The sequence below is a fragment of the Acidovorax sp. ACV02 genome (assembly GCF_014851475.1).
Classification (GTDB): domain Bacteria; phylum Pseudomonadota; class Gammaproteobacteria; order Burkholderiales; family Burkholderiaceae_C; genus Acidovorax; species Acidovorax delafieldii.
Genome location: NZ_JACUZU010000004.1, coordinates 345,707 through 367,095, shown reverse-complemented (window position 1 = coordinate 367,095; position 21,389 = coordinate 345,707). Strand labels below are relative to the sequence as shown.

Genomic DNA, 21,389 nt, shown 5'->3' with positions numbered 1-21,389 from the left:
CTTCTCCCAACTGTCAAAGCACTGTCACGCCCGACAACCACACTCCGGTTGTCTAGACGACTTAACCCCCAGGAGGCTGCCATGACTGCCGCACTGCACATCCACCAACTGAACAAGCACTTCGCCAACGGCAAACGCGCCCTGCGCGACATCAACCTCACCGTGCAGCGCGGCGAGATGGTGGCGTTGATCGGTGCATCGGGCTCGGGCAAGTCCACCCTGCTGCGCCACGTGGCGGGCCTGGTGGTAGCCGATGCAGCCAGCGATTCGCTGATCGAGGTGGATGGTCGCTGCGTGCAGCAGGGCGGGCGCATCCACAGCGACATCCGCAAGGTGCGTTCGCAGGTGGGCTTTGTGTTTCAGCAGTTCAACCTGGTGGACCGCTTGCCGGTGTTGATGAACGTGCTGGTGGGTCTTCTGCACCGCACGCCCTGGTGGCGCGGCTGGCTGCGCATGTTCAAGCCGCAGGAGCGCGCGCTGGCGCTGGAAGCGCTCCACCGCGTGGGCATTGCCGAATGCCATGCACAACGTGCTTCCACCCTGTCCGGCGGGCAGCAGCAGCGCGCGGCCATTGCCCGCACGCTGGTGCAGGGCGCCAAGGTGGTGCTGGCCGACGAGCCCATCGCCTCGCTGGACCCCGAATCCTCGCGCAAGGTCATGGACATCCTGGCCCGCATCAACCGCGAGGACCGCTGCACCGTCATCGTGTCGCTGCACCAGGTAGATGTGGCCATCAAATACTGCCCCCGCGTGGTGGCGTTGCACCACGGCCAGGTGGTGTACGACGGCCCTTCGGCGGCACTCACGCCCGCACTGCTGCGCAGCCTGTATGGCGTGCACGCCGACGAAATTCTGTCGGATGCAGCGGGTGCCCCCACAGCACCCGTACATGCCCCAACACCCGTCCCTCAGTGGGCGCCCGCCATGGTCCAGGCCGCCTGAACGGTCTTTTGTTTCTTTTCAATTCCTTTCTCTGGAGTTTTCAACATGTTCAAGAAACTGTGTGCCGCCCTGACACTCGGGCTGGGTTTGACCACGGGCGCGTTGGCCCAGGACATCAACTTCGGCATGATCTCGACCGAGGCCTCGCAAAACCTCAAGGCCGACTGGCAGCCCCTGCTGGATGACATGGCCAAGCAGACCGGTCTGAAGATCAACGCCTTCTTTGCATCCGACTACGCAGGCCTCATCGAAGCCATGCGCTTCAACAAGATGCAGGTGGCCTGGCTGGGCAACAAGTCGGCCATGGAAGCCGTGGACCGCGCCAACGGCGAAGTCTTTGCGCAGATGGTGAACGCCGACGGAACACAGGGCTACTACTCGCACCTCATCGTGCACAAGGACAGCCCCCTGGCCACCCTGGATGACGTGCTCAAGAACGGCAAGTCGCTGAGCTTTGGCAACGGCGACCCCAACTCCACCTCGGGCTTCCTGGTGCCTGGCTACTACGCCTTTGCACAGAACAAGATCGACGCGAAGACGCACTTCAAGATCACGCGCAGCGCCAACCACGAGACCAACGCGCTGGCCGTGGCCAACAAGCAGGTGGATGTGGCCACCAACAACAGCGAGAACCTGGAGAAGATCAAGGAGCGCCAGCCCGAGAAGTTCAAGGACATCAAGATCGTCTGGACCTCGCCCCTGATTCCGCTGGACCCGCTGGTGATGCGCAAGGACTTGCCCGAGGCCACCAAGACCAAGATCCGCGACTTCTTCTACAACTACGCCAAGACCGATGCGCGCGAGAAGGAGATCGTGATGAAGATCTCCAAGCTCTCGGGCTTCAAGCCATCAACGAACGCACAGCTCACCCCCATCCGCCAGCTGGACCTCTTCGGTAAGCGCAACAAGATCGAGGCCGACGCGACGCTGGCCGATGCCGACAAGAAGACCCGCCTGGCCGAGATCGACCAGCAGCTGGCGTCGTTGAAGTAATCCGTAGGTTTCTTGTTGCGACCCGGGTGTCTCCATGTCCTCTGCTTTGAATCCCTCGCTGGCCACCCTGGCCGGCACCTCGTCGCCCAAGCGCAGCCTGGCCTGGTACCTGTCGTGGGGCATCCTGCTGGTGTTGCTGGCGGCGTCCTGGAAGGGCGCCGACATGCGCCCGTTCGATCTGTGGAACGACTCGGGCAACATGGTCAGCTATGCGGCGGAGTTCTTTCCGCCCAATTTTGCGCAGTGGCAGATCTATGTGCAGGAGATGCTGGTCACGCTGCAGATCGCGCTGTGGGGCACGGCGCTGGCGGTGGTCACCGCCGTGCCGCTGGCACTGCTGGCCTCGTCCAACATCGTGCCTTGGTGGGTGTACCAGCCGGTGCGCCGCGTGCTGGACGCGTGCCGCGCCATCAACGAAATGGTGTTTGCCATGCTGTTTGTGGTGGCCGTGGGCCTGGGGCCTTTTGCAGGTGTCCTGGCCCTGTGGATCCACACCTCGGGCACCCTGGCCAAGCTGTTCTCCGAAGCCGTGGAGGCGATTGACCCGCAGCCCGTGGAAGGCATCCGCTCCACCGGTGCGAGCGCACTGCACGAAATCATCTATGGCGTGATCCCGCAGGTCATGCCGCTGTGGATCTCGTACACGCTGTACCGCTTCGAGGCCAACGTGCGTTCGGCTTCGGTGGTGGGCATGGTGGGTGCTGGAGGCATTGGGGTGGTGCTGTGGGAAATCATCCGGGGCTTCCAGTACGCCGAGACCTGCGCGGTCATGCTCATCATCGTGGTCACGGTGAGCGTGATCGACCTGGTGTCGGCCCGCATCCGCAAGGCACTGGTCTGACAAGGAGCACACCATGGCATTGAGCCTTGAAGACATTGCCCACCTGCTCGCTACCCGGGGCGTGAACCAGTACGGCCGCGAGGCGGTCAGCCAGCTGGAGCACGCACTGCAGTGCGCGCAGTGGGCCGAAAAATCGGGTGAAACCCCGGCCACTGTCGTCGCGGCCCTGCTGCACGACCTGGGCCACCTGCTGGCGCCCGGGGGCGACTCGGCCGAGCAGGACGACCTGCACCAGTACATGGCCATCCCGTTCTTGCGGGGCCTGCTGTCGGACGCAGTGCTGGAGCCCATCCGCCTGCATGTGGATGCCAAGCGCTACCTGTGCACCATGGAGCCGGGGTACTGGGAGACACTGTCGCCCGCATCGCAACACAGCCTGTTGCTGCAGGGCGGGCCCTTCACGCCGAAAGAGGCAATGCAGTTTGCGGCCCAGCCCTTTGCGCAGGAGGCCATCCGCCTGCGCCGCTATGACGACCATGCCAAGGTGCCGGGGCTGGTCACGCCCCCGCTGGGCTACTACATGGCGCTGGTGCAGCGGCTGGCGCCAGTTCCAGCGGCTATTGCCGCTGCGGCTGAACTCGCCCCGGTGGCTGCGTAAAAAGCCGCGCGACCAAGCCGAGGCCGCCCCTACGCATCACCCTCCCTTGTCGCCATTCACCCACCCCAGGTCCAGCGGCCGGTCCTCGAATTCGGTATTCAGGACCACGGTGCTCGTGGTGCGCGCCACGCCGGGAATCGCCTTGATCTGGTAGAGCACGTCCTCCAGCCCGCGCGCGTGCGTGGTGCGGATCTTGGCCAGGAAGTCGTGCTCGCCAGCCACGCTGTGCAACTCCTCCACCTGGGGGATACCGCGCAGGCGCGGCGCAATGTCGCGGCAGTGCGCGCCGCCATCGTTGCGGATCGCCACAAACGCGGTGAAGTTCAGCCCCACGCGTTCCGGGTCCACGCTGATCGAAAACCGGCGAATCACGCCCTTGTCCAGCAGCTTCTTCACGCGCTCGTGCACGGCGGCGGTGGACAGTCCCACTTCGGCCCCCACATCGGCATAGGAACGTCGGCCATCGGCGCCTAGCGCCGAAATAATTCTGGCGTCCATGTCATCTGTCTGAATATTTGCTTGCATAGCCGCTCGATTTTGGTAAAAATTCCGAAAACCTCGCGGTTTCCATAAATTATTCGGTCAGGTGAAGAATATGCCGGCAATTTTCAATGCGCAAGCCCATGCACAGCGCAAAGGGGCGGTGGCCATGGCACTGCTCCTGGTCTACATCGTCTGGGGCACTACCTATTTCGCCATTGGTATTGCGCTGCAGAGCATGCCGCCGCTGCTGATGAATGCGATCCGCTTTCTGTGTGCAGGGGGGGTGATGCTGCTGATTGCGTTGTGGCAAGGCCATGCATTGCCCACGTGGGTGCAATGGCGCAACTCGGCGGTGGTGGGTGGCTGCATGGTGTTTCTGGCCATGAACCTGATGGGTTTTGCGCAGAAGCTGGGCATCGGCTCTGGCCTGATGGCCACGGTGGTCACCACCATGCCGATGTGGCTGGCGCTGTGGTCGCGCTGGGGCGGCGAGCGGGTGCCCTTCACCAGCTGGATCGGCCTGGCCCTGGGCGTGGTGGGTGCGCTGCTGCTGGCGCTGGAGGGCGACTTTTCAGCCACCTGGCTCGGTGCGCTGCTGGCCTTTGGTGCTCCGCTGTGCTGGAGTGTGGGCTCGTATGCATCGCGCAAGCTGTCGCTACCTGCGCCCGCCATGGCATCGGCCGCGCAGTGGTTTGCGGGGGGCGCCATGGGGCTGGTGGTGGCGTTGTGGTTTGAGCCGTTGAGCGCCCTGGGCCAGGTCACTGCCAAGTCGTGGGCGGCGTGGGTCTATCTGCTGGTGTTTGGCACTTTGGTAGCGCTCAATGCATATCTATGGCTGCTGCAGAACACGTCGGCCGCGCTGGCGGGCAGCTATTCGTTTGTGAACCCTGCGGTGGCTTTGCTGGTGGGCGTGGCGCTGGGGGGCGAATTGCTGACGGGCTGGGTGTTTGCCGCGCTGCCGTTGATTGGGGCGGCGCTGGCGTTCATCCTGTACGGGCAAGCGCTGCAGCGGTGGCTGGAAAAGCTCAGTCCGGGATTACAGCGGTTGCTTCAATCTCGATCTTCGCGCGCTCTTCCATAAGCCCCGCCACCTGCACACACGCCATCGCCGGAAAGTTCTTGCCCAGCACCTCGCGGTAGACCGCGCCCAGCTCTTTCAAGCGGCTGTTGTATTCGTTGCGGTCGGTCACATACCAGGTCAGCCGGACCAGGTGCTCGGGGCCCGCGCCGCCAGCCTCCAGCACCGCACGCACATTCAACAGCGTCTGCCTCGTCTGGTCGATGAAATCGTCGCTCTCAAACTGTTGCTGCGCGTTCCAGCCGATCTGGCCGCCGGTAAAAACCATCGTTCCGCGCGCGGCCACGCCGTTGGCGTAGCCCTTGGGGGTGACCCAGCCTTCGGGCTGCAAAAGGGTGTTTTTCATCATGTTGTTTTTGTTGAAGAAGAAGGTGCCGGCACCGCGCCCTGGCGCAGCTTGAAACGCTGCAGCTTGCCGGTTTCGGTGCGCGGCAGGGCGGCCACAAACTCCACCACGCGTGGGTATTTGAACGGGGCGATGGTGGCCTTCACGTGGTCCTGCAGGGTCTTGACCATGGCGGCGTCGCCGGTGTGGCCGGGCTTGAGCACGCAGATGGCCTTGACCACCATGCCGCGCTCTTCGTCGGGCACGCCGATCACGCCGCATTCCGCCACTGCCGGGTGGCGCAGCAGGGCGTCTTCCACCTCTGGGCCGCCCACGTTGTAGCCGGCGGTGATGATCATGTCGTCGTCGCGTGCCTGGTAGAAAAAGTAGCCGTCTGCGTCCTGCGTGAACGCGTCGCCCGGGTAGTTCCAGCCGTCCTTCACGTACTTGGCCTGGCGCGGGTCGTCGAGGTACTTGCAGCCCGTGGGGCCGATCACCGCGAGCTTGCCCACCGTGCCGCGCGGCAGCTCATTGCCATCGTCGTCCACCACCTTGGCGGTATAGCCGGGCACCACCTTGCCGATGGCGCCGCGCCGGCTCTCACCGCCGGGCGAGGAAATGAAGATGTGGAACATTTCGGTGGCGCCGATACCGTCCGTCATGTCGAGGCCGGTCGCCTCCTTCCACAGCTGGCGTGTGGCGTCCGGCAGGCCCTCGCCCGCGCTCACGCTGGTGCGCAGCTGGGGCAGGCCGATCTGCCGGGCGAACGGTGCCATCTGCCGGTAGAAGGTGGGGGCGGTGTAGCAGATGGTCACGCCCGCGTCGCGCATCAGCCGCACCATGGTTTCGGGCGTGTAGGGCTGGTCGGGGAAGTACACGCTGGCCCCGGCCCACATCGGAAACACCAGCAAGCCGCCCAGGCCAAAGGTGAACGCCAGCGGCGGCGAGCCCGCCACGATGTCATCGGGCGTGGCCTTGAGTACATGGCGCGGCCAGGCCTCGCAGCCTGCCAGCACATCGCGGTGCGTGTGCACGGCCGCCTTGGGGGAACCTGTGGTGCCCGAGGTGAACGCCATCAGCGCGATGTCGTCCGCTGACGTGGGGCAGGGCGGCGTGGTGCCGGGCTTGCCCTGCGCGCGCTGCAGCAGGTCGGCTGCATCCGGCGCTGTGTGGAAGGGCACGATGGTGGCGAGCACGGGGTGCTGCGTCTGCGCGGCCTGCAGCTCGGCCAGCAGGCGGCCGTCGCACAGTGCCAGCGTGGGCTGGGCGCGGTCGATGATGCTGCCCAGCTCCACCGCGCGCAGCAGCGGCATGGTGGCCACCGCCACCAGCCCCGCGTAGACGGTACCCAGCCAGGCCAGCGCCATCTCCACCGTGTTGCCTCCGCGCAGCAGCACGCGGTTGCCGGGCACCAGGCCGTGGTCCTGCGTCAGCACCTCGGCAATGCGCGCGGCCTCGGTGCGGGCGTCGCGGTAGGTGTACGTGCGGTGCGGGCCGCGCAACAGGGGGCGGTCGATGTGGCCCGCACGTTCGGCCTGGTCGAACAGCGCCTGCACCAGGTTGGCCTGTTTGGCGATCTGCAGCTCGGGCAGGTCGTAGCGCAGTGTGGGCCAGGCCTCGGGCGGCGGCAAGCGGTCGTGCACGAAGTGGTCGGGCTGGGCGGAGGGGGCTTTCATGCGATTACTCCTGCAGAACGGCCTTGCCGATGATGAGCTGCTGCACTTCGGTCGCGCCTTCGTAAATGCGCAGCGAGCGGATGTCGCGGTACAGCGATTCGACCTTGCTGCCCACCTCCACGCCGCGCCCGCCGTGCAGCTGCAGCGCCATGTCGATCACGCGCTGGGCGTTTTCGGTGGCGGTCATCTTCGCCATCGCAGCTTCGGCCGTCACGCGCACGCCACCGAATTTTTCGCCCGTGTCGCGCAGCCAGGCCGCGCGGTAGGTGAGCAGCGCGGCGCTGTCCACCAGCGCGGCCATCTCGCCGATCTTGGCTTGCGTGAGCTGGAAGTCGGCGAGCGTCTGGCCGAACATGCGGCGCTGGCGTGCGTGGTGCACGGCCTCGGCCAGTGCGCGGCGCGCCATGCCCAGTGCGGCGGCGGCCACCGATGCGCGGAAGATGTCGAGCGTGCGCATGGCCAGCTTGAAGCCGCCGTTCTCGTCGCCCAGCAGCGCGGTGGCAGGCACGTTGCAGTTGGTGAACTGCAGCGTGGCCAGTGGGTGGGGCGCCATCACATGGATATGGCGCGAGGCGTCCAGGCCCGGCGTGTTCGCATCGACGATGAAGGCGCTGATGCCGCGCGTGCCGCCGCTCGGGTTGGTCTTGGCGAACACGCAGTAGAAGTCGGCGATGCCGCCGTTGCTGATCCAGGTTTTGGTGCCGTTCAAGCAAAAAGTGCCTGTAGCGCTAGTCGAATCTGTGCTGGCAGCTATGGTTTGCATAGCACCCACATCTGACCCCGCCTCGGGCTCGGAGAGCGCAAACGCAGCGATCAGCTCGCCGCGCGCCACCCCCTGCAGATAGTGCGCCTGCTGTGCCGGGCTGCCGGCCAGCGTGATGGCGCCGCTGCCCAGGCCCTGCATTGCAAACGCAAAGTCCGCCAGCGGCGAGTGATAGGCCAGCGTCTCGCGCAGCAGCACCAGCGCGCGCGAGTCGAGCGCCGGCAGCGCGCCGCCGTGCGCGGCGGGCACGCAGTAGCGCAGCCAGCCGCCCGCGCCCAGGCGCTGCACCCAGTCGCGGCAGGCGGCGCGGTCGTCGGTTTCATCCACCTCTTGCGCGGCAGCCCAGGGCACCAGGCCCTCGGCCAGCGCGCGGTGGGCATCGTCAAAAAAGGGCAGGGCCAGGTGCGCCGTCGAGGGCGGGCGTGGGGCCGGGGGCGTTGCGACGTGCATGGGTTCAATCTCCCTGGAACACGGGCTTTTGCTTGGCGGCGAACGCTTCGTAGGCGCGGCGGAAGTCTTCGGTCTGCATGCAGATGGCCTGGGCCTGCGCTTCGGCTTCGATGGCCTGCTCGATGGTCATGCTCCACTCCTGGCTCAGCATGGTCTTGGTCATGCCGTGGGCGAAGGTGGGGCCGTCGGCCAGCGCGCGCGCGGTAGCCTGCACATTGGCCAGCAGGTCGGCGCTTTCATACAAGTCGTTGAAGAAGCCCCAGGCCAGGCCTTCGTGCGCCGTCATCGCGCGGCCGGTGAACAGCAGTTCGCTGGCGCGGCCCTGGCCGATCATGCGCGGCAGCAGTGCGCAGGCGCCCATGTCGGCACCGGCCAGGCCCACGCGGGTGAACAAAAAGGCGGTCTTGGTGGCCTCGGTGCCGTAGCGCATGTCGCAGGCCAGCGCCATCATCGCGCCCGCACCGGCGCAGATGCCGTCGATGGCGCCCAGCACGGGCTGCGGGCAGGCGCGCATGGCTTTCACCAGGTCACCCGTCATGCGCGTGAACTCCAGCAGCTCGGGCATGGTCATGGTGGTGAGCGGGCCGATGATCTCGTGCACGTCGCCGCCTGAGCAGAAGTTGCCGCCCGCACCCGTGACCACGATGGCTTTCACATCGGTGGCAAAGCGCAGCGCGTAGAAGAAGTCGCGCAGCTCGGCATAGCTCTGGAAGGTGAGAGGGTTCTTGCGGTCCGGGCGGTTGAGCGTGACGGTGCCCACACCATCGGCAAAGGTCCAGGCAAAGTGCTCGGCCACATAGCTGGCTTGCGGGTTGAACTGCTCGCGCATGGGGTTGCTCGCCCCGATGAAGTGTTTCATTCGGCTGTCTCCAAAGAATTGTTTTGGGTGTGTTCTTTCACCTTGCCCAGCAGGCGGTACAAGGTGCTGATGTCGCGCTCGCCCAACGAGGCGAAGGCTTCGACGATCCATTGCTCGTGCTGGCGCGCCATGGTGTTGAACTGCTCGCGGCCTTGCGGCGTGAGGCGCACCAGGTACGCGCGGCGGTCGCCTTCCACGTCCAGGCGCTCCACCAGGCCTTCGGCTACGAGCTGGTCGGTGATGCCGGTGATGTTGCCGCTCGTCACCATCATGCGGCGCGAGAGTTCCTTCATCTTCATGCCGTCCGGCGCCCGCTCCAGCTGCGCCATCAGGTCGAAGCGAGGCAAGGTGGTGTCGAACTGCGCGCGCAGATGGCTGCGCACCTGCTTTTCGATGAGCTGGGTGCAGGTGAGCAGGCGCAGCCACAGGCGCAGGGCTTCGGGATGTTCGCTGGGGGCGGCGCCGTGCAGGCGGGCTTCGAGGTCCATGGTGGTTTACTCGATTGCTTCTATTTTTGTAGCTGCTGGCGCTTGATTCACTAGTGCTTGTGCCTGCTTTTGCTTGGAAATTTCGCGCAGCATCTGGTCGCGGCCGCTGTGATACTGCACCGGCCAGTCGGTGTGCGCTGCGGCCACGGGGCTCAACTGCGCGGCGGCGTGCAGCGTCCAGGCCGGGTCGGCCAGGTGGGGGCGGGCAATGGCACACAGGTCGGCGCGGCCGGCCGCGATGATGCTGTTCGCGTGGTCGGCCTCGGTGATCGCGCCCACCGCCATGGTGGCAATGCCCACTTCGTTGCGGATGCGGTCGGCAAACGGCGTCTGGTACATGCGGCCGTAGACGGGGCGCGAGTCGCGCGTGGTCTGGCCGGAGGACACGTCGATCAGGTCCGCGCCTGCGGCCTTGAACAAGCGCGCAATGGCGATGGCGTCGTCGGCAGTATTTCCGTCAGGGAGCCAGTCGTGGGCCGAGATACGCACGCTCAGCGGCTTGTCGGCCGGCCACACGGCGCGCAGCGCGGTCAGCACCTCCAGCGGGTAGCGGCAGCGGTTCTCCAGGCTGCCGCCGTACGCATCGGTACGCTGGTTGGTGGCGGGGCTCAAAAAGCTGGCCAGCAGGTAGCCGTGTGCGCAGTGCAGCTCCAGCCAGTCAAAGCCGCAGGCCATGGCCCGGCGGGCGCTGTCCACAAAAGCGGCGGTCACGCGGTCCATGTCGGCGCGGGTCATGGCGGCGGGTGTCTGGTTCTGCGCGCCATAGGCGATGGGGCTGGCGGCCAGCAGGGGCCAGTTGCCCGCCTCCAGCGGCTCGTCCGTGCCCTCCCATCCCACGCGGGTGGACCCCTTGGGGCCGCTGTGGCCGAGTTGCAGGCCGATCTTGGCCGTGCTGCTGCCGTGCACAAAGTTGACGACGCGCGCAAAGGCGGCTTGTTGTGCGTCGTTCCACAGACCGGGGCAGGCGGGGGTGATGCGGCCCTCGGGCGTGGGGCTGGTCATCTCCACCATCACCAGCGCCGCGCCGCCGAGGGCGCGCGCGCCCAGGTGCACCAGGTGAAAGTCCTGCGGCACGCCCTCGACTGCGCTGTAGGTGGCCATGGGCGAGACAACGATGCGGTTCTTGAGCGTGAGGCCTTTGAGCGTGAAGGGCGTGAGCATGGGCAGAATCGCGGCCTTGCCACCCGCGAGCCAGGCCTCATAGCCCTCCAGCCACGCGGCATCGCGCAGCCGCAGGTTCTCGTGACTGATGCGCTGGCTGCGCGTGAGCAGCGAGTAGGTGAACTGCTCCACGGGCATGCCGGCGTAGCGCGCCACGTTTTCAAACCACTCGGTGCTGTTGCGCGCGGCGTTCTGGATCTTGAGTACCTCCACGCTGCGGCGCGCCTCGTAGTGCTGCAGCACTTCGTCGATGGGCAGGCCGGTGGCGAACTCGTTGGCGAGGTCGATGGCGTCTTCCAGTGCGAGCTTTGTGCCGCTGCCAATCGAGAAATGCGCCGTGTGCGCTGCGTCGCCCATCAGCACGATGGGCACCTGCTTGCTGCCGATGGCTTCGCGGTGCACCCAGGTGTTGCAGATCACACGCGGAAAGCGGATCCAGTTGGCCGAGCCGCGCAGGTGCGTGGCGTTGCTGATGAGCGCGTTGCCGTCCAGGTATTGGGCAAACAGCTTTTCGCAGAATGCAATGGCCTCGGGCTGCTCCATCTGGTCCAGGCCGTGGGCCTTCCACACGGCCTCGGGCGTTTCGACGATGAAGGTGGAGGTGTCGGCGTCAAACTGGTAGGCGTGTGCCTGGAACCAGCCATGCTCGGTCTGCTCGAAAGCAAACGTAAAAGCGTCGAACTTTTTCTTGGTGCCCAGCCATACGAAGCGGCACTGGCGCAGATCGATGTCTGGCTGGTAGATGGCTGCGTAGCGGGTGCGGATGCGGCTGTTGAGGCCGTCGCTGGCGATGACCAGGTCGGCGTTGTACTGCGCAGCCAGCGCCTGGTCGTCGGCCACGTCGGTCTCGAACACCAGCTCCACGCCCACCGCCAGGCACCGGTCCTGCAGGATGTTGAGCAGGCGCTTGCGGCCAATGCCGCAGAAGCCGTGGCCGGTGGAGCGCACGCTGCGCCCCTTGAAGAACACCTCGATATCGTCCCAGTGGTTGAACGCGTCGCCGATCAGGGCTGCCGTGGGCGAATCGGCCGCCTGCAGGTTGGCCAGCGTCTGGTCCGACAGCACCACCCCCCATCCGAAGGTGTCGAACGGCCGGTTGCGTTCGACCACCGTGACGCGGTGCGAGGGGTTTTGCTGCTTCATGAGCAGTGCGAAGTAGAGACCGGCGGGCCCACCGCCAATGCAGAGGATGTTCATGTCAAAATAGTTTAGGCTTAAACAAAATACTGTCAATGGGGCCTTCCCGGCGAAACCCCTGATGCCATTGCGGGGTGTTGACGCAGTGCAGCAAATTTTTCAAGATGCTCCGCATGAAGCACTTGCTGCACACCTTGGAGGGGCGGCTGGCGGCCTTGCCGGTGCCGATGGCGGTCCAGTTGCCTGCGGGCCAGCAACTGGGCGCGCCCGAGCCCGCCGTCACCTTGCGCTTTCGCGACCGCATGGCCCTGGTGGCGCTGGCCACAGGCGAAATCGGCAGCGTGGGGGCTGCCATCGTCGAGGGGCGTGTGGCGCTGGAAGGCGGGATGCGCGACCTGATGGTTGCGGCCGCAGGCCTGCTGACCCGCGACCCGGCCCGCGACCAACACCTCGGCTGGTGGCGGCGGGTGCTGGCACGCGCGCGGTCCATGGCGTCGCATACGCTGGCGCACGACGCGCGCCATGTGCAGTTTCACTACGACCTGTCGGACGACTTCTACGCGCTGTGGCTGGATCCGCGCCGCGTGTATTCGTGTGCCTACTACCGATCGCCCGACTTGACACTGGCCCAGGCACAAGAGGCCAAGATCGACCACATCTGTCGCAAGCTGCAGCTGCAGCCCGGCGACCGGTTCCTGGACATTGGCGCGGGCTGGGGTGGCCTGCTGCTGTGGGCGGCTGAGCACTACGGCGTGGATGCCACAGGCATCACGCTGTCGCGCAACCAGCATGCGCATGTGCAGCAGCGCATTGAAGAGCGTGGGCTGCAGGGGCGCGTGCGCATGCAATTGGTGGATTACCGCGAGTTGCAGGTGGAGCAGCCCTTCGACAAGATCGCGTCGGTGGGCATGTTCGAGCATGTGGGCCGCGCGCAGATGCTGCGTTATTTTGAAACCGTGGCCCGCCTGCTGCGCCCGGGCGGGCTGGTGCTGAACCACGGCATCACGGCCGGGGGCTCAGACAACGCGCAGCTGGGCGCAGGCATGGGTGACTTTATCGAGCAGTACATCTTCCCCGGCGGCGAGCTTTTGCATGTGAGCGCGGTGCTGCACGACATGGCGCGCGCGGGCCTGGAGATGGTGGACACCGAGAACCTGCGCCCGCACTATGCGCGCACGCTGTGGGCGTGGTCCGACGGGCTCGAAGTCCGATTGCCTGCAGCCCGTGAGGTGCTGGTCGCACAGGGAGGGGAGGAACCGGGTGATAAGGTCTTGCGTGCGTACCGCCTGTACCTTGCGGGCAGCGCCCTGGGTTTTGAACGTGGCTGGATGGCGCTGCACCAGATGCTGGCCATCAAGCCGGATGGCGACACGGCCAGAGGCCTTTTGCCCGGCGCACAATCGAGCTATCCGTTCACCCGCGACTACATGTATGCGGACCCTGGCAACCTCTTCCGATAGGCCTTGACCATGCTCTACAAGTTCAAATCCCGTGCCACCGCCGACCTGATCATGCTCGAACCCCAGGGGCGCCAGATCGTGACCATCATCGGCAAGACACCCGGCGCCAGCGGCATCGTGACCGCTGCCCAGATTCCCGGCGCCATTGCCGCGCTGGAGGCGGCCGTGATCGCCGACGAAGCCCAGCCCGAAGCCCAGGAAAACGATGAGGCCGCGGCTGAAGAAATCAACGAGGCCGTGCGCCTGCGCCAGCGTGCTGCGCCGTTCATCGAGATGCTCAAGCGCAGTGCTGCGGCGGACGTGGATGTAGTGTGGGGTGTGTGACCTGATCGCAGGTGCGTCTGCCGCTAGCGAGCGTTGTTAGCTTGGCTGCGTACGTTCGGCTGGCGTCGCAGCCCATGCTCGCGGCACGGCTGATACGGTGGCGCCAACCATCAATCCACCTTGGCCCCCGATGTCTTCACCACCTGCGCCCACTTCTTGTGCTCGTTGTCGATGTGCTTGGCAAATTCGGCCGGGGTGTTGCCGCCGGGGATGGCGCCTTGTGCCAGCAGCCGCTCCTTCATGGCGGGCGTGGCCAGTGACTTGGCGACTTCCTGCTGGATGCGGTTGACGATGTCGGCGGGTGTGCCCGCCGGGGCCAGCAGGCCGAACCAGGAACTGGCTTCATAGCCCTTGAGTGTGGGGCCGCCCGCCTGCTCCACGGTGGGCACATCGGGCAGTGCGCCCGAGCGCTCGGAGCTGGTCACGGCCAGCGCGGTGAGCTTGCCGGCCTTGATCTGCGCCATGGACGAGGGCAGGTTGTCGAACATCACGTCCGCATTGCCCGCCACCATGTCCATGAGCGCCGGGCCCGAGCCACGGTAGGGCAGGTGCAGCATGAAGGTGCCGGTCATGCTTTTGAACAGCTCGCCAGCCAGATGGATCGATGTGCCGTTGCCGCTGGAGGCCATGTTCATCTTGCCGGGGTTGGCCTTGGCCACCCGGATGAAATCCTGCACGTTGTGAATGCCCTGGGCCTTGGCCTTGTCGGCATTCATCACCATCACATTGGGAACAGCCGCCACCAGGGTGATGGGCACAAAGTCCTTGATGGGGTCGTACGGCAGCTTCGCGTACAGCGCACGGTTGATGCCGTGGGTGCCCACGGTGCCCATCAACAGCGTGTAGCCGTCGCCGGGCGACTTGGCGACGATCTCCGCGCCCACATTGCCGCCGGCGCCGGCACGGTTGTCCACGATGAACTGCTGGCCGAAGGCCTTGGACAGCTCGGGCGCCATGGCGCGGGCCAGGATGTCGGTCGTGCCACCGGGCGCAAAGGGCACGACGATGCGCACCGGCTTGGTGGGCCACGCCCCCTGGGCGCGCGCCATGGTGGGCAGCAGCGCCGCCGCGCAGGCCAGTGCCAGCGCACTGGCGGCCAGGGTCAGCGCCTGGCGACGTCGCGCACGAAGTGGGTGCACGGCGACTGTCGCACCGGATGGGCGAGTGGGTGCGTGGGGGGGAGTGCGTGCCATGGAGATCGATCCTTGATGTCGGGGGGAGGAGATAGGTCTGCCCTGGTTCTACGCGCGTTGGCGCAGTGGGGGCAGATGGATAACCCCAATCCTGTCGGCGCATGGGATTTGCCAGGCGCTATGTCTTGCGCATGGTGCGATCAATAACCCGCCACGCACCCACAAAAAAAGCCGCAACGCGGCGGCTTTTTTGGAGGGGCTGGCAGGGCTGCGTTCAGAGCCCTGCCGGGTGCGAAAGCATCAGTCCGCGTAGGTGCCAGCGGCCTTGATGACGGCGCCCCACTTGTCGATCTCAGCCGCCACAAACTTCTTGTGTTCCGGGCCATCGATGCGCTTGTCGGTGATGACCACGGCGCCCAGGGCTTCCTGCTTCTTGATGAACTCCGGGTCCTTCAGTGCGACCTTGAGGGCTTCGTTGATCTTCTTCTGCACATCGGCTGGCGTGCCCTTGGGGGCGTACAGGCCGTGCCAGATGCTCACGTTGAAGTCCTTCAGACCGGATTCGGCCAGGGTGGGCAGGTCCTTGAGCGCAGGCGTGGTCAGGCGCTTGGCGGTGGTCACGGCATAGGCCTTGACCTTCTTGCCTTCGATCTGGCTGGTGGTGTTGGTGGTCTGGTCGCACAGCAGGTCGATCTGGCCGCCGATCAGGTCGGTGATGGCAGGGGCCGTGCCCTTGTAAGGCACATCCGTCATGTCCGTCTGCAGGGCGGACTTGAACATCAGTCCGCACAGGTGCGAGGCCGCGCCCAGGCCCGCGTTGCCCAGGTTGATCTTGCCCTTGTTTTGCTGGATCCAGGCGGTCAACTCCTTGAAGTTGTTGGCGGGCATGGTGGGGCGAGCGATCAGCGTCATGGGCACTTCGTTGACCATGCCCAGGTATTCAAAGTCGTTGGGTACGCTGAACGACAGCTTGCGGTACAGCGCAGGCATGGTGGACATGCCGATGTGGTTGAGCAGCAGCGTGTAGCCATCGGGTGTGGCGCGGGCTACGCGGGCGGCACCGATCGAGCTGCCTGCGCCGGCGGTGTTGTCCACCACAACGGTCGCGCCCAAAGGCTTGCGCAGCGCCTCGGCCAGGTCGCGCGCCACGCGGTCGGTGGGGCCACCCGCCGCAAAGGGCACCACCAGGGTGACTGTCTTGTCCTTGGCGGGGAAGTCCTGCGCATGGGCGCCAAAGGCGGCCACTGCAGCGGCAGCGACGAGGGCGAGTTTCAGCGTTGTTTTCATGGGTGCTCCTGTAAATGACGGGCCATGATAGCGAGGGGTATTTCCGGCAACATTGCGGATAGTACGTAGCACACAAGCCATATGGTCTTTAAGCCAAAGAGGCCTGTAGCGCAGATATTTATTGGCTTGAATGCTATTCAAAAGATAGCATTTGTAAGGGTAAACACTGCGGTACCCCGGCGCGCAAAGTGGACATGTTTTGCGCTGTCGCAAGGGCAGGCGCGATGTCCTGGCCATTGATGTGCATGCACATCTTTTGGGCGCCAGCATGCGTTGCGGGCGCTGCCAGCACGGGCACGCGCCGCGCTCCTGCGGCCCCTGCGAGAACGTCAGCGGGCTCTCAGGGGCTACTTGTAGCTGCGCGCGTCTTCGATGACCTTGCCATCGTTGGGCAGTGTGCCCGGGGGCACCATCTGCACCTCGCCGCGCAGCTTGGTCACTTCGCGGATGGCGTCGCTGAGCTGGTGGGCCAGGCCCTCGGCGGTTTCGGTGGTCTCCACCTGCAGCACCATCTGGTCGTTGGCCATCTCTCCGCTGACCACGAGCCGGGCACGCTGCACCTGTGGAAAGCGCCGCGCGATGGTGGCGATCTGGCCGGGGTGCACGAACATTCCGCGCACCTTGGTGGTCTGGTCAGCCCGGCCCATCCAGCCCTTGATGCGGGTGTTGGTGCGGCCGGTGGGGCACTGGCCCGGCAGCACTGCCGACAGGTCGCCAGTACCAAAGCGGATCAGCGGGTAGTCAGTGTTGAGCGTGGTGATGACCAGCTCGCCCACCTCACCCTCGGGCACGGGGTCGCCCGTGCCGGGACGCACGATCTCGACGATCACGCCTTCATCCAGCACCAGGCCTTCGCGGGCCGAGGTTTCATACGCAATCAGGCCCAGGTCGGCGGTGGCATAGCACTGGTAGCCCGCGATGCCACGCTCGGCAAACCAGTCGCGCAGCGAAGGCGGGAAGGCCTCGCCCGACACCAGGGCCTTGGTGACGGTGGGCAGCGCCACGCCCATCTCTGCAGCCTTCTCGACGATGATTTTCAGAAAACTGGGCGTTCCGATGTAGCCCGCAGGCTTCAGCTCGGCCATGGCCTGCACTTGCTGCTCGGTCTGGCCCGTGCCACCGGGGAAGACGGTGCAGCCCAGCGCGTGGGCGCCGGTTTCCATCATCGAACCCGCAGGCACAAAGTGATAGCTGAAGCTGTTGTGGATCAACTCGCCGCTGCGAAAGCCCGCTGCGTGGATCGCCCGCGCCATGCGCCAGTAGTCCCGACGCGTGCCCTCGGGCTCGTAGATGGTGCCGGGGCTGGCAAAAACCCGGGTCATACCCGGCCCGAAGCCCAGCGCACTGAACCCGCCAAACACGTTGGCCGCGCGGCCTGCCTGCTGGCGCTCCAACAGCTCGTACTTGCGCGTGACGGGCAGCTGCGCCAGGGCTGCGCGGCCGGTGATGGTGGTTGCATCCACACCAGCCAGGATGCCGGCAAAAGCGGGCGATGCCTTCTGGGCATGGGCGATCTGCTGCGGCAGCGCAGCCATCAGCGCCGCTTCGCGCTCGGCGGGGCTGCGTGTTTCCAGGGCGTCATAGAACGTGCTCATGCCTGGGTTTCCTTGTGAGGTTGTTTGAGTGAAATATGCCTCTAGCGCTTTTCGATCAAGCGTAAGCAGCTATAAATTTAAGAGTGAATTCGTCCGAAGTCTGAAAAGGAGTACAGCCCTGATCTCCCACACTGCCGAAGGCCAGCGCCACCGCGCAAGGGCCGCCCCGCCGCGCTGGTGGCGTCCCCCTGAGGGGGATGGCGCGTCAGCGCCTCAGGGGGCTCCCTAAGCCAACCAGCGCTTGCGCCGCTTGTAGCTTTTGACATCCTTGAAACTCTTGCGCTCGCCGCCGCCCACGCCCAGGTAGAACTCCTTGACGTCCTCGTTGTTGGCCAGGTCGCTCGCGGCGCCGTCCATCACCACGCGGCCGCTTTCCATGATGTAGCCGTAGTCCGAGTACTTGAGGGCCATGTTGGTGTTCTGCTCGGCCAGCAGGAAGGTGACCTTCTCCTTGGTGTTCAGGTCCTTCACGATGTTGAACACCTCCTCCACGATCTGTGGGGCCAGGCCCATGGAGGGCTCGTCCAGCAGCACCATGCTGGGGTTGGCCATGAGCGCGCGACCGATGGCGCACATCTGCTGCTCGCCGCCCGAGGTGTAGGCCGCCTGCGAGGTACGCCGCGTCTTCAGGCGCGGAAAGTAGTTGTAGACCTTCTCCAGGTTGGCCGCGATTTCGGCCTTGCTGGTGCGGGTGTAGGAGCCTGTCATCAGGTTCTCTTCAATGGTCAGGTGGGCAAAGCAGTGCCGCCCCTCCATCACCTGCACCACGCCACGCTGCACCAGGTCGGCGGGCGACAGGTTCTCGATGCGCTCGCCACGCAGCTCGATGGAGCCCTTGGTGACCGCGCCGCGCTCCCCCTGCAGCAGGTTGGAGATGGCCCGCAATGTGGTGGTCTTGCCCGCGCCATTGCCGCCCAGAATGGCCACGATGGAGCCCTCGCGCACCTGCAGCGAGACGCCCTTGAGCACCAGGATCACGTGGTTGTAGATGACCTCGATGCCGTTGACGTTGAGAACGATATTGCTGTTGGAGTCCATGGTGTTGCCTTCCTGTACCAATCCAAAGGGTTGTTGCACAACCCTTTGGATTGGCGGCTGCCAAAGAGGCAACCGCTGTTCATTGGCCCTTGAAACGGTCGCTGCCCAGGCCAGTGCCACCGCGCAAGGGCCGCCCCGCCGCTCTGGCGGCGTCCCCCTTCCCGCAGCGCGCAGCGCTAAGAGAGAAGGGGGAAGCGGCAAAGCCGCTCAGGGGGATGTGCTTAGCTCTGGCAATCCGCCGCATCCCGGCGCGTCATCTTCTTGTCGGCCAGGTACTTGTCCGCACCGGCCTTGACCATGGGCTTCAGGATCTGCTCATCGGCCTGGTACCAGTCGGACGAGAAGTTCCACTTGCTGCCATCCCAGGTGTGCACGCGCGACCAGGTGGAGCCCATGTGGTCGGCGCAGCTGGTGGACAGCGGACGCATCACGCCGCCAAAGCCCAGCGCGTCCAGCTTCTTCTGGTCCAGGGCCAGGTTTTCCATGCCCCAGCGCACTTGTTCGCCAGTCATGACCTTGCCCTTGCCAAAACGCTCCTGCGCGCGGCGCACCGATTCGACGGCCAGCATCTGGATGATCACGCCACGGGTGTACAGCACCGAGCCCACTTCGTCCTTGGGACCCGTGCCCTGGCCCTTGTCGTGCACGTTCTTCAGGATGTCCTGGATCACCTTGGGCTGCTGGCCCGAGGTGTTCAGGGCCAGCGCGTTGTAGCCCTTGGCGCCTTCGCCCACGTCACGCACATCGGGCTCGGCACCGGCCCACCACACGCCGTACATCTTGTCGCGGGGGTAGCCGGTGGCCTGGGCTTCCTTTAGGGCGGTGGAGTTCATCACGCCCCAGCCCCACAGCAGCACGTAGTCGGGGCGGCTCTGGCGCACTTGCAGCCAGGTGGCCTTCTGCTCCACGCCAGGGGCTGTCACAGGCAGCATCTGCAGCTCAAAGCCGTGCATCTTGGCGCGCTCCTGCAGCAGCGGGATAGGCTCCTTGCCAAACGGGCTGTCGTGGTACACCAGCGCAATCTTCTTGCCCTTGAGCTTGTCCAGACCGCCGTTGGCCTTGCCGATGTGCTGGATCAGGATGTCGGCGCCGGTCCAGTAGCTGCCCATGAACGGGAAGTTCCACTTGAATGCCTGGCCGTCCTGCGCCACCGACAGGCCGTAGCCCAGTGTCATCAGCGGAATCTTGTCCACGGGGGCTTTTTCGGTCAGCGCAAACGTGATGCCGGTGGCCTGGGGGTCGAACAGCGACACGCCGGGGCGGCTCTTGAGGCGCTCATAGCATTCCACGCCACGGTCCGTGGCGTAGCCCGTTTCACATTCTTCAAAAGTCAGCTTCACACCATTGATGCCGCCATCGCGTGCATTGATCATCTTGATGTAATCCTGCTTGCCGTTGGCCCATGGCACGCCGTTGGGCGCGTAGGGGCCGGTGCGGTACGACAGCAGCGGGAAGAACTGCTCCTTGGCTTGTGCGAAAGCGCTCGTCGCGATGGACGATGCACCGGCAGCAACCACCGCAGCGGCGATCACGATTTTCGAAAGCTTCATGGATGTCTCCTTTGGATGAATGTGTTGAAGCACGGGAAAAAACAGGACAGATAGACAGTTAACGCGGCAATGCGACAGGCACGTATCGGGACTTGCGAGTAAGGGGTTTCCTGCAATGCCGTCCGGTCAATGGGGGAAGGGCCACAGGCGCAGCTTCTGCTTGGCGGTGGACCACAGCTTGGCCAGACCGTGGGGCTCGACGATGAGGAACCACACGATCAGCGCACCGAAGATCATCAGCTCGGCATGCGATACGCCCGCCGTGGACACCTCGATGCCAAAGAGCCCCATGAAGGCCGGCAGGAACTGGTTGAGCACGATGGGCAGCACCACGATGAAGGCTGCACCAAAGAAGCCACCCATGATCGAGCCCAGCCCGCCGATGATCACCATGAACAGCAGGCGGAACGATATTTCCACCGAGAAGGCTGCTGGCTCCCACGCGCCCAGGTGCACAAAGGCCCACAGTGCACCGGCCATGCCCACGATGAACGAGCTGACCGCAAACGCGCTGAGCTTGGCATACATGGGGCGGATGCCGATCACGGCCGCGGCCACGTCCATGTCGCGAATCGCCATCCACTCGCGGCCAATGGCGCCACGCACCAGGTTCTTGGCCAGCAGGGCCACGATGACCAGCAACGCCAGGCAGAAAAGGTATTTGCTGGTGGCGCTTTCGATGGGCATGCCCAGCACCTGCAGGTTGTTGACCGACACCGAGCCCGAGTCGGAGTTGTTGGTGAACCACTTGATGCGCAGGAACATCCAGTCGCTGAAGAACTGCGCGGCCAGCGTCGCCACGGCCAGATACAACCCTTTGACGCGCAGGCTGGGCAGCCCGAACAGGATGCCGAAGAACGTGGCGCACAGGCCGCCCAGGATCAGTGCAGGGATCAGCGGCATGCCTGGAAAACGCACGAAGAAGTTGTAGGCGCCGTAGGCTCCCACGGCCATGAAGGCGCCCGAGCCCAGCGAGATCTGCCCGCAGTAGCCCACCAGGATGTTCACCCCCAGAGCCGCCAGCGCCATGATGACGAAGGGGATCAGGATGGCGCGGAAGATGTAGTCGCTGGCCAGCATGGGCACGGCGATGAAGGCAATGGCCAGGATGATGCCGATGGCAATGCGATCCTGCGCGATCGGAAAGATCTGCTGATCAGCGCGGTAGCTCGTCTTGAACTGGCCGTTTTCGCGGTAGAGCATGGAAG

General features: G+C 65.1%; 20 protein-coding genes. 7 read left to right on the top strand and 13 right to left on the bottom strand.

Annotated features, from left to right (window positions below):
- Positions 1–81 precede the first annotated feature (81 nt).
- From phnC to IB236_RS12205, 4 genes are read left to right on the top strand one after another with little or no spacing between them, the layout of a single operon-like run.
- Complete coding sequence (gene phnC, locus IB236_RS12220; RefSeq protein ID WP_192420980.1) at positions 82–942, top strand: phosphonate ABC transporter ATP-binding protein; 861 nt, start codon at positions 82–84, stop codon at positions 940–942.
- A 45-nt stretch (positions 943–987) separates the two neighbouring features.
- Positions 988–1,935 carry a phosphonate ABC transporter substrate-binding protein gene (gene phnD / locus IB236_RS12215; protein ID WP_192420979.1) on the top strand — a complete coding sequence of 316 codons (948 nt, stop codon included), beginning with the start codon at positions 988–990 and terminating at the stop codon, positions 1,933–1,935.
- Between the two features lie 34 nt (positions 1,936–1,969).
- Positions 1,970–2,776: a phosphonate ABC transporter, permease protein PhnE gene (gene phnE / locus IB236_RS12210; RefSeq protein ID WP_056059739.1), complete on the top strand. Its 807-nt coding sequence runs from the start codon at positions 1,970–1,972 to the stop codon at positions 2,774–2,776.
- A gap of 13 nt (positions 2,777–2,789) precedes the next feature.
- Entirely contained in the window at positions 2,790–3,374 is a 585-nt protein-coding gene (locus IB236_RS12205; RefSeq protein ID WP_192420978.1) for a phosphonate degradation HD-domain oxygenase, read from the top strand.
- 36 nt (positions 3,375–3,410) lie between these two features.
- Here the strand turns inward: IB236_RS12205 and IB236_RS12200 are convergent, their stop codons facing one another.
- On the bottom strand, positions 3,411–3,872 hold the full coding sequence (locus tag IB236_RS12200) for an Lrp/AsnC family transcriptional regulator (RefSeq protein WP_056059735.1): 462 nt from the start codon (positions 3,870–3,872) through the stop codon (positions 3,411–3,413).
- A 97-nt stretch (positions 3,873–3,969) separates the two neighbouring features.
- Here IB236_RS12200 and IB236_RS12195 point away from each other — a divergent pair, with 97 nt between their 5' ends.
- Positions 3,970–4,938 (top strand): EamA family transporter, encoded by a 969-nt coding sequence (locus IB236_RS12195; protein WP_056059733.1) that lies wholly within the window; start codon positions 3,970–3,972, stop codon positions 4,936–4,938.
- Here IB236_RS12195 and IB236_RS12190 read toward each other — a convergent pair.
- The 6 genes from IB236_RS12190 to IB236_RS12165 are packed head-to-tail and all read right to left on the bottom strand — an operon-like array spanning position 4,883 to position 11,854.
- Entirely contained in the window at positions 4,883–5,281 is a 399-nt protein-coding gene (locus IB236_RS12190) for a RidA family protein (protein WP_055400021.1), read from the bottom strand. The two genes, IB236_RS12195 and IB236_RS12190, sit on opposite strands and share 56 nt — an antisense overlap.
- Entirely contained in the window at positions 5,281–6,936 is a 1,656-nt protein-coding gene (locus tag IB236_RS12185; RefSeq protein ID WP_192420977.1) for an AMP-binding protein, read from the bottom strand. The genes IB236_RS12190 and IB236_RS12185 overlap by 1 nt, the downstream gene beginning before the upstream one ends.
- A gap of 4 nt (positions 6,937–6,940) precedes the next feature.
- Positions 6,941–8,149 carry an acyl-CoA dehydrogenase family protein gene (locus IB236_RS12180; protein ID WP_192420976.1) on the bottom strand — a complete coding sequence of 403 codons (1,209 nt, stop codon included), beginning with the start codon at positions 8,147–8,149 and terminating at the stop codon, positions 6,941–6,943.
- Between the two features lie 4 nt (positions 8,150–8,153).
- Complete coding sequence (locus IB236_RS12175; RefSeq protein WP_192420975.1) at positions 8,154–9,008, bottom strand: enoyl-CoA hydratase family protein; 855 nt, start codon at positions 9,006–9,008, stop codon at positions 8,154–8,156.
- Positions 9,005–9,496, bottom strand: a complete 492-nt coding sequence (locus tag IB236_RS12170; RefSeq protein ID WP_192420974.1) for a MarR family winged helix-turn-helix transcriptional regulator — start codon at positions 9,494–9,496, stop codon at positions 9,005–9,007. Before IB236_RS12170 ends, IB236_RS12175 begins: the two co-directional genes overlap by 4 nt.
- Before the next feature lie 6 nt (positions 9,497–9,502).
- Complete coding sequence (locus IB236_RS12165; protein WP_192420973.1) at positions 9,503–11,854, bottom strand: bifunctional salicylyl-CoA 5-hydroxylase/oxidoreductase; 2,352 nt, start codon at positions 11,852–11,854, stop codon at positions 9,503–9,505.
- A gap of 113 nt (positions 11,855–11,967) precedes the next feature.
- Between IB236_RS12165 and IB236_RS12160 the strand changes: the two genes are divergently transcribed.
- Both IB236_RS12160 and IB236_RS12155 read left to right on the top strand, forming a co-directional pair.
- On the top strand, positions 11,968–13,254 hold the full coding sequence (locus tag IB236_RS12160) for a class I SAM-dependent methyltransferase (protein ID WP_099732240.1): 1,287 nt from the start codon (positions 11,968–11,970) through the stop codon (positions 13,252–13,254).
- A 9-nt stretch (positions 13,255–13,263) separates the two neighbouring features.
- Positions 13,264–13,578 carry a DUF1840 domain-containing protein gene (locus tag IB236_RS12155; protein ID WP_056059719.1) on the top strand — a complete coding sequence of 105 codons (315 nt, stop codon included), beginning with the start codon at positions 13,264–13,266 and terminating at the stop codon, positions 13,576–13,578.
- Between the two features lie 110 nt (positions 13,579–13,688).
- Here the strand turns inward: IB236_RS12155 and IB236_RS12150 are convergent, their stop codons facing one another.
- The 6 genes from IB236_RS12150 to IB236_RS12125 all read right to left on the bottom strand — a co-directional run bounded on the left by IB236_RS12150 (position 13,689) and on the right by IB236_RS12125 (position 21,384).
- Complete coding sequence (locus IB236_RS12150; RefSeq protein ID WP_370539913.1) at positions 13,689–14,771, bottom strand: Bug family tripartite tricarboxylate transporter substrate binding protein; 1,083 nt, start codon at positions 14,769–14,771, stop codon at positions 13,689–13,691.
- A 240-nt stretch (positions 14,772–15,011) separates the two neighbouring features.
- Complete coding sequence (locus IB236_RS12145) at positions 15,012–15,998, bottom strand: tripartite tricarboxylate transporter substrate-binding protein (RefSeq protein ID WP_056059714.1); 987 nt, start codon at positions 15,996–15,998, stop codon at positions 15,012–15,014.
- Positions 15,999–16,345: 347 nt separating this feature from the next.
- Entirely contained in the window at positions 16,346–17,593 is a 1,248-nt protein-coding gene (locus IB236_RS12140) for a phenylacetate--CoA ligase family protein (RefSeq protein ID WP_192420972.1), read from the bottom strand.
- A 225-nt stretch (positions 17,594–17,818) separates the two neighbouring features.
- Positions 17,819–18,631, bottom strand: coding sequence for an ABC transporter ATP-binding protein (locus IB236_RS12135; RefSeq protein ID WP_056060067.1), 813 nt, complete (start codon positions 18,629–18,631; stop codon positions 17,819–17,821).
- Positions 18,632–18,852: 221 nt separating this feature from the next.
- A complete protein-coding gene (locus IB236_RS12130) occupies positions 18,853–20,181 on the bottom strand; it encodes an ABC transporter substrate-binding protein (RefSeq protein ID WP_192420971.1) in 1,329 nt (442 codons plus the stop codon).
- A gap of 126 nt (positions 20,182–20,307) precedes the next feature.
- On the bottom strand, positions 20,308–21,384 hold the full coding sequence (locus IB236_RS12125) for a branched-chain amino acid ABC transporter permease (RefSeq protein WP_056059708.1): 1,077 nt from the start codon (positions 21,382–21,384) through the stop codon (positions 20,308–20,310).
- Positions 21,385–21,389 lie beyond the last annotated feature (5 nt).

Bases quoted from the DNA above. Each gene is read 5' to 3' on its own strand.
- IB236_RS12160 (WP_099732240.1), top strand. From the start codon at position 11,968: ATGAAGCACTTGCTGCACACCTTGGAGGGGCGGCTGGCGGCCTTGCCG.
- IB236_RS12135 (WP_056060067.1), bottom strand. From the start codon at position 18,631: ATGGACTCCAACAGCAATATCGTTCTCAACGTCAACGGCATCGAGGTC.
- IB236_RS12190 (WP_055400021.1), bottom strand. From the start codon at position 5,281: ATGAAAAACACCCTTTTGCAGCCCGAAGGCTGGGTCACCCCCAAGGGC.
- IB236_RS12145 (WP_056059714.1), bottom strand. From the start codon at position 15,998: ATGAAAACAACGCTGAAACTCGCCCTCGTCGCTGCCGCTGCAGTGGCC.
- IB236_RS12200 (WP_056059735.1), bottom strand. From the start codon at position 3,872: ATGGACGCCAGAATTATTTCGGCGCTAGGCGCCGATGGCCGACGTTCC.
- IB236_RS12165 (WP_192420973.1), bottom strand. From the start codon at position 11,854: ATGAACATCCTCTGCATTGGCGGTGGGCCCGCCGGTCTCTACTTCGCA.
- IB236_RS12150 (WP_370539913.1), bottom strand. From the start codon at position 14,771: ATGGCACGCACTCCCCCCCACGCACCCACTCGCCCATCCGGTGCGACA.
- IB236_RS12130 (WP_192420971.1), bottom strand. From the start codon at position 20,181: ATGAAGCTTTCGAAAATCGTGATCGCCGCTGCGGTGGTTGCTGCCGGT.
- phnD (WP_192420979.1), top strand. From the start codon at position 988: ATGTTCAAGAAACTGTGTGCCGCCCTGACACTCGGGCTGGGTTTGACC.
- IB236_RS12175 (WP_192420975.1), bottom strand. From the start codon at position 9,008: ATGAAACACTTCATCGGGGCGAGCAACCCCATGCGCGAGCAGTTCAAC.
- IB236_RS12185 (WP_192420977.1), bottom strand. From the start codon at position 6,936: ATGAAAGCCCCCTCCGCCCAGCCCGACCACTTCGTGCACGACCGCTTG.
- phnC (WP_192420980.1), top strand. From the start codon at position 82: ATGACTGCCGCACTGCACATCCACCAACTGAACAAGCACTTCGCCAAC.
- IB236_RS12140 (WP_192420972.1), bottom strand. From the start codon at position 17,593: ATGAGCACGTTCTATGACGCCCTGGAAACACGCAGCCCCGCCGAGCGC.
- IB236_RS12205 (WP_192420978.1), top strand. From the start codon at position 2,790: ATGGCATTGAGCCTTGAAGACATTGCCCACCTGCTCGCTACCCGGGGC.
- phnE (WP_056059739.1), top strand. From the start codon at position 1,970: ATGTCCTCTGCTTTGAATCCCTCGCTGGCCACCCTGGCCGGCACCTCG.
- IB236_RS12170 (WP_192420974.1), bottom strand. From the start codon at position 9,496: ATGGACCTCGAAGCCCGCCTGCACGGCGCCGCCCCCAGCGAACATCCC.
- IB236_RS12195 (WP_056059733.1), top strand. From the start codon at position 3,970: ATGCCGGCAATTTTCAATGCGCAAGCCCATGCACAGCGCAAAGGGGCG.
- IB236_RS12155 (WP_056059719.1), top strand. From the start codon at position 13,264: ATGCTCTACAAGTTCAAATCCCGTGCCACCGCCGACCTGATCATGCTC.
- IB236_RS12125 (WP_056059708.1), bottom strand. From the start codon at position 21,384: ATGCTCTACCGCGAAAACGGCCAGTTCAAGACGAGCTACCGCGCTGAT.
- IB236_RS12180 (WP_192420976.1), bottom strand. From the start codon at position 8,149: ATGCACGTCGCAACGCCCCCGGCCCCACGCCCGCCCTCGACGGCGCAC.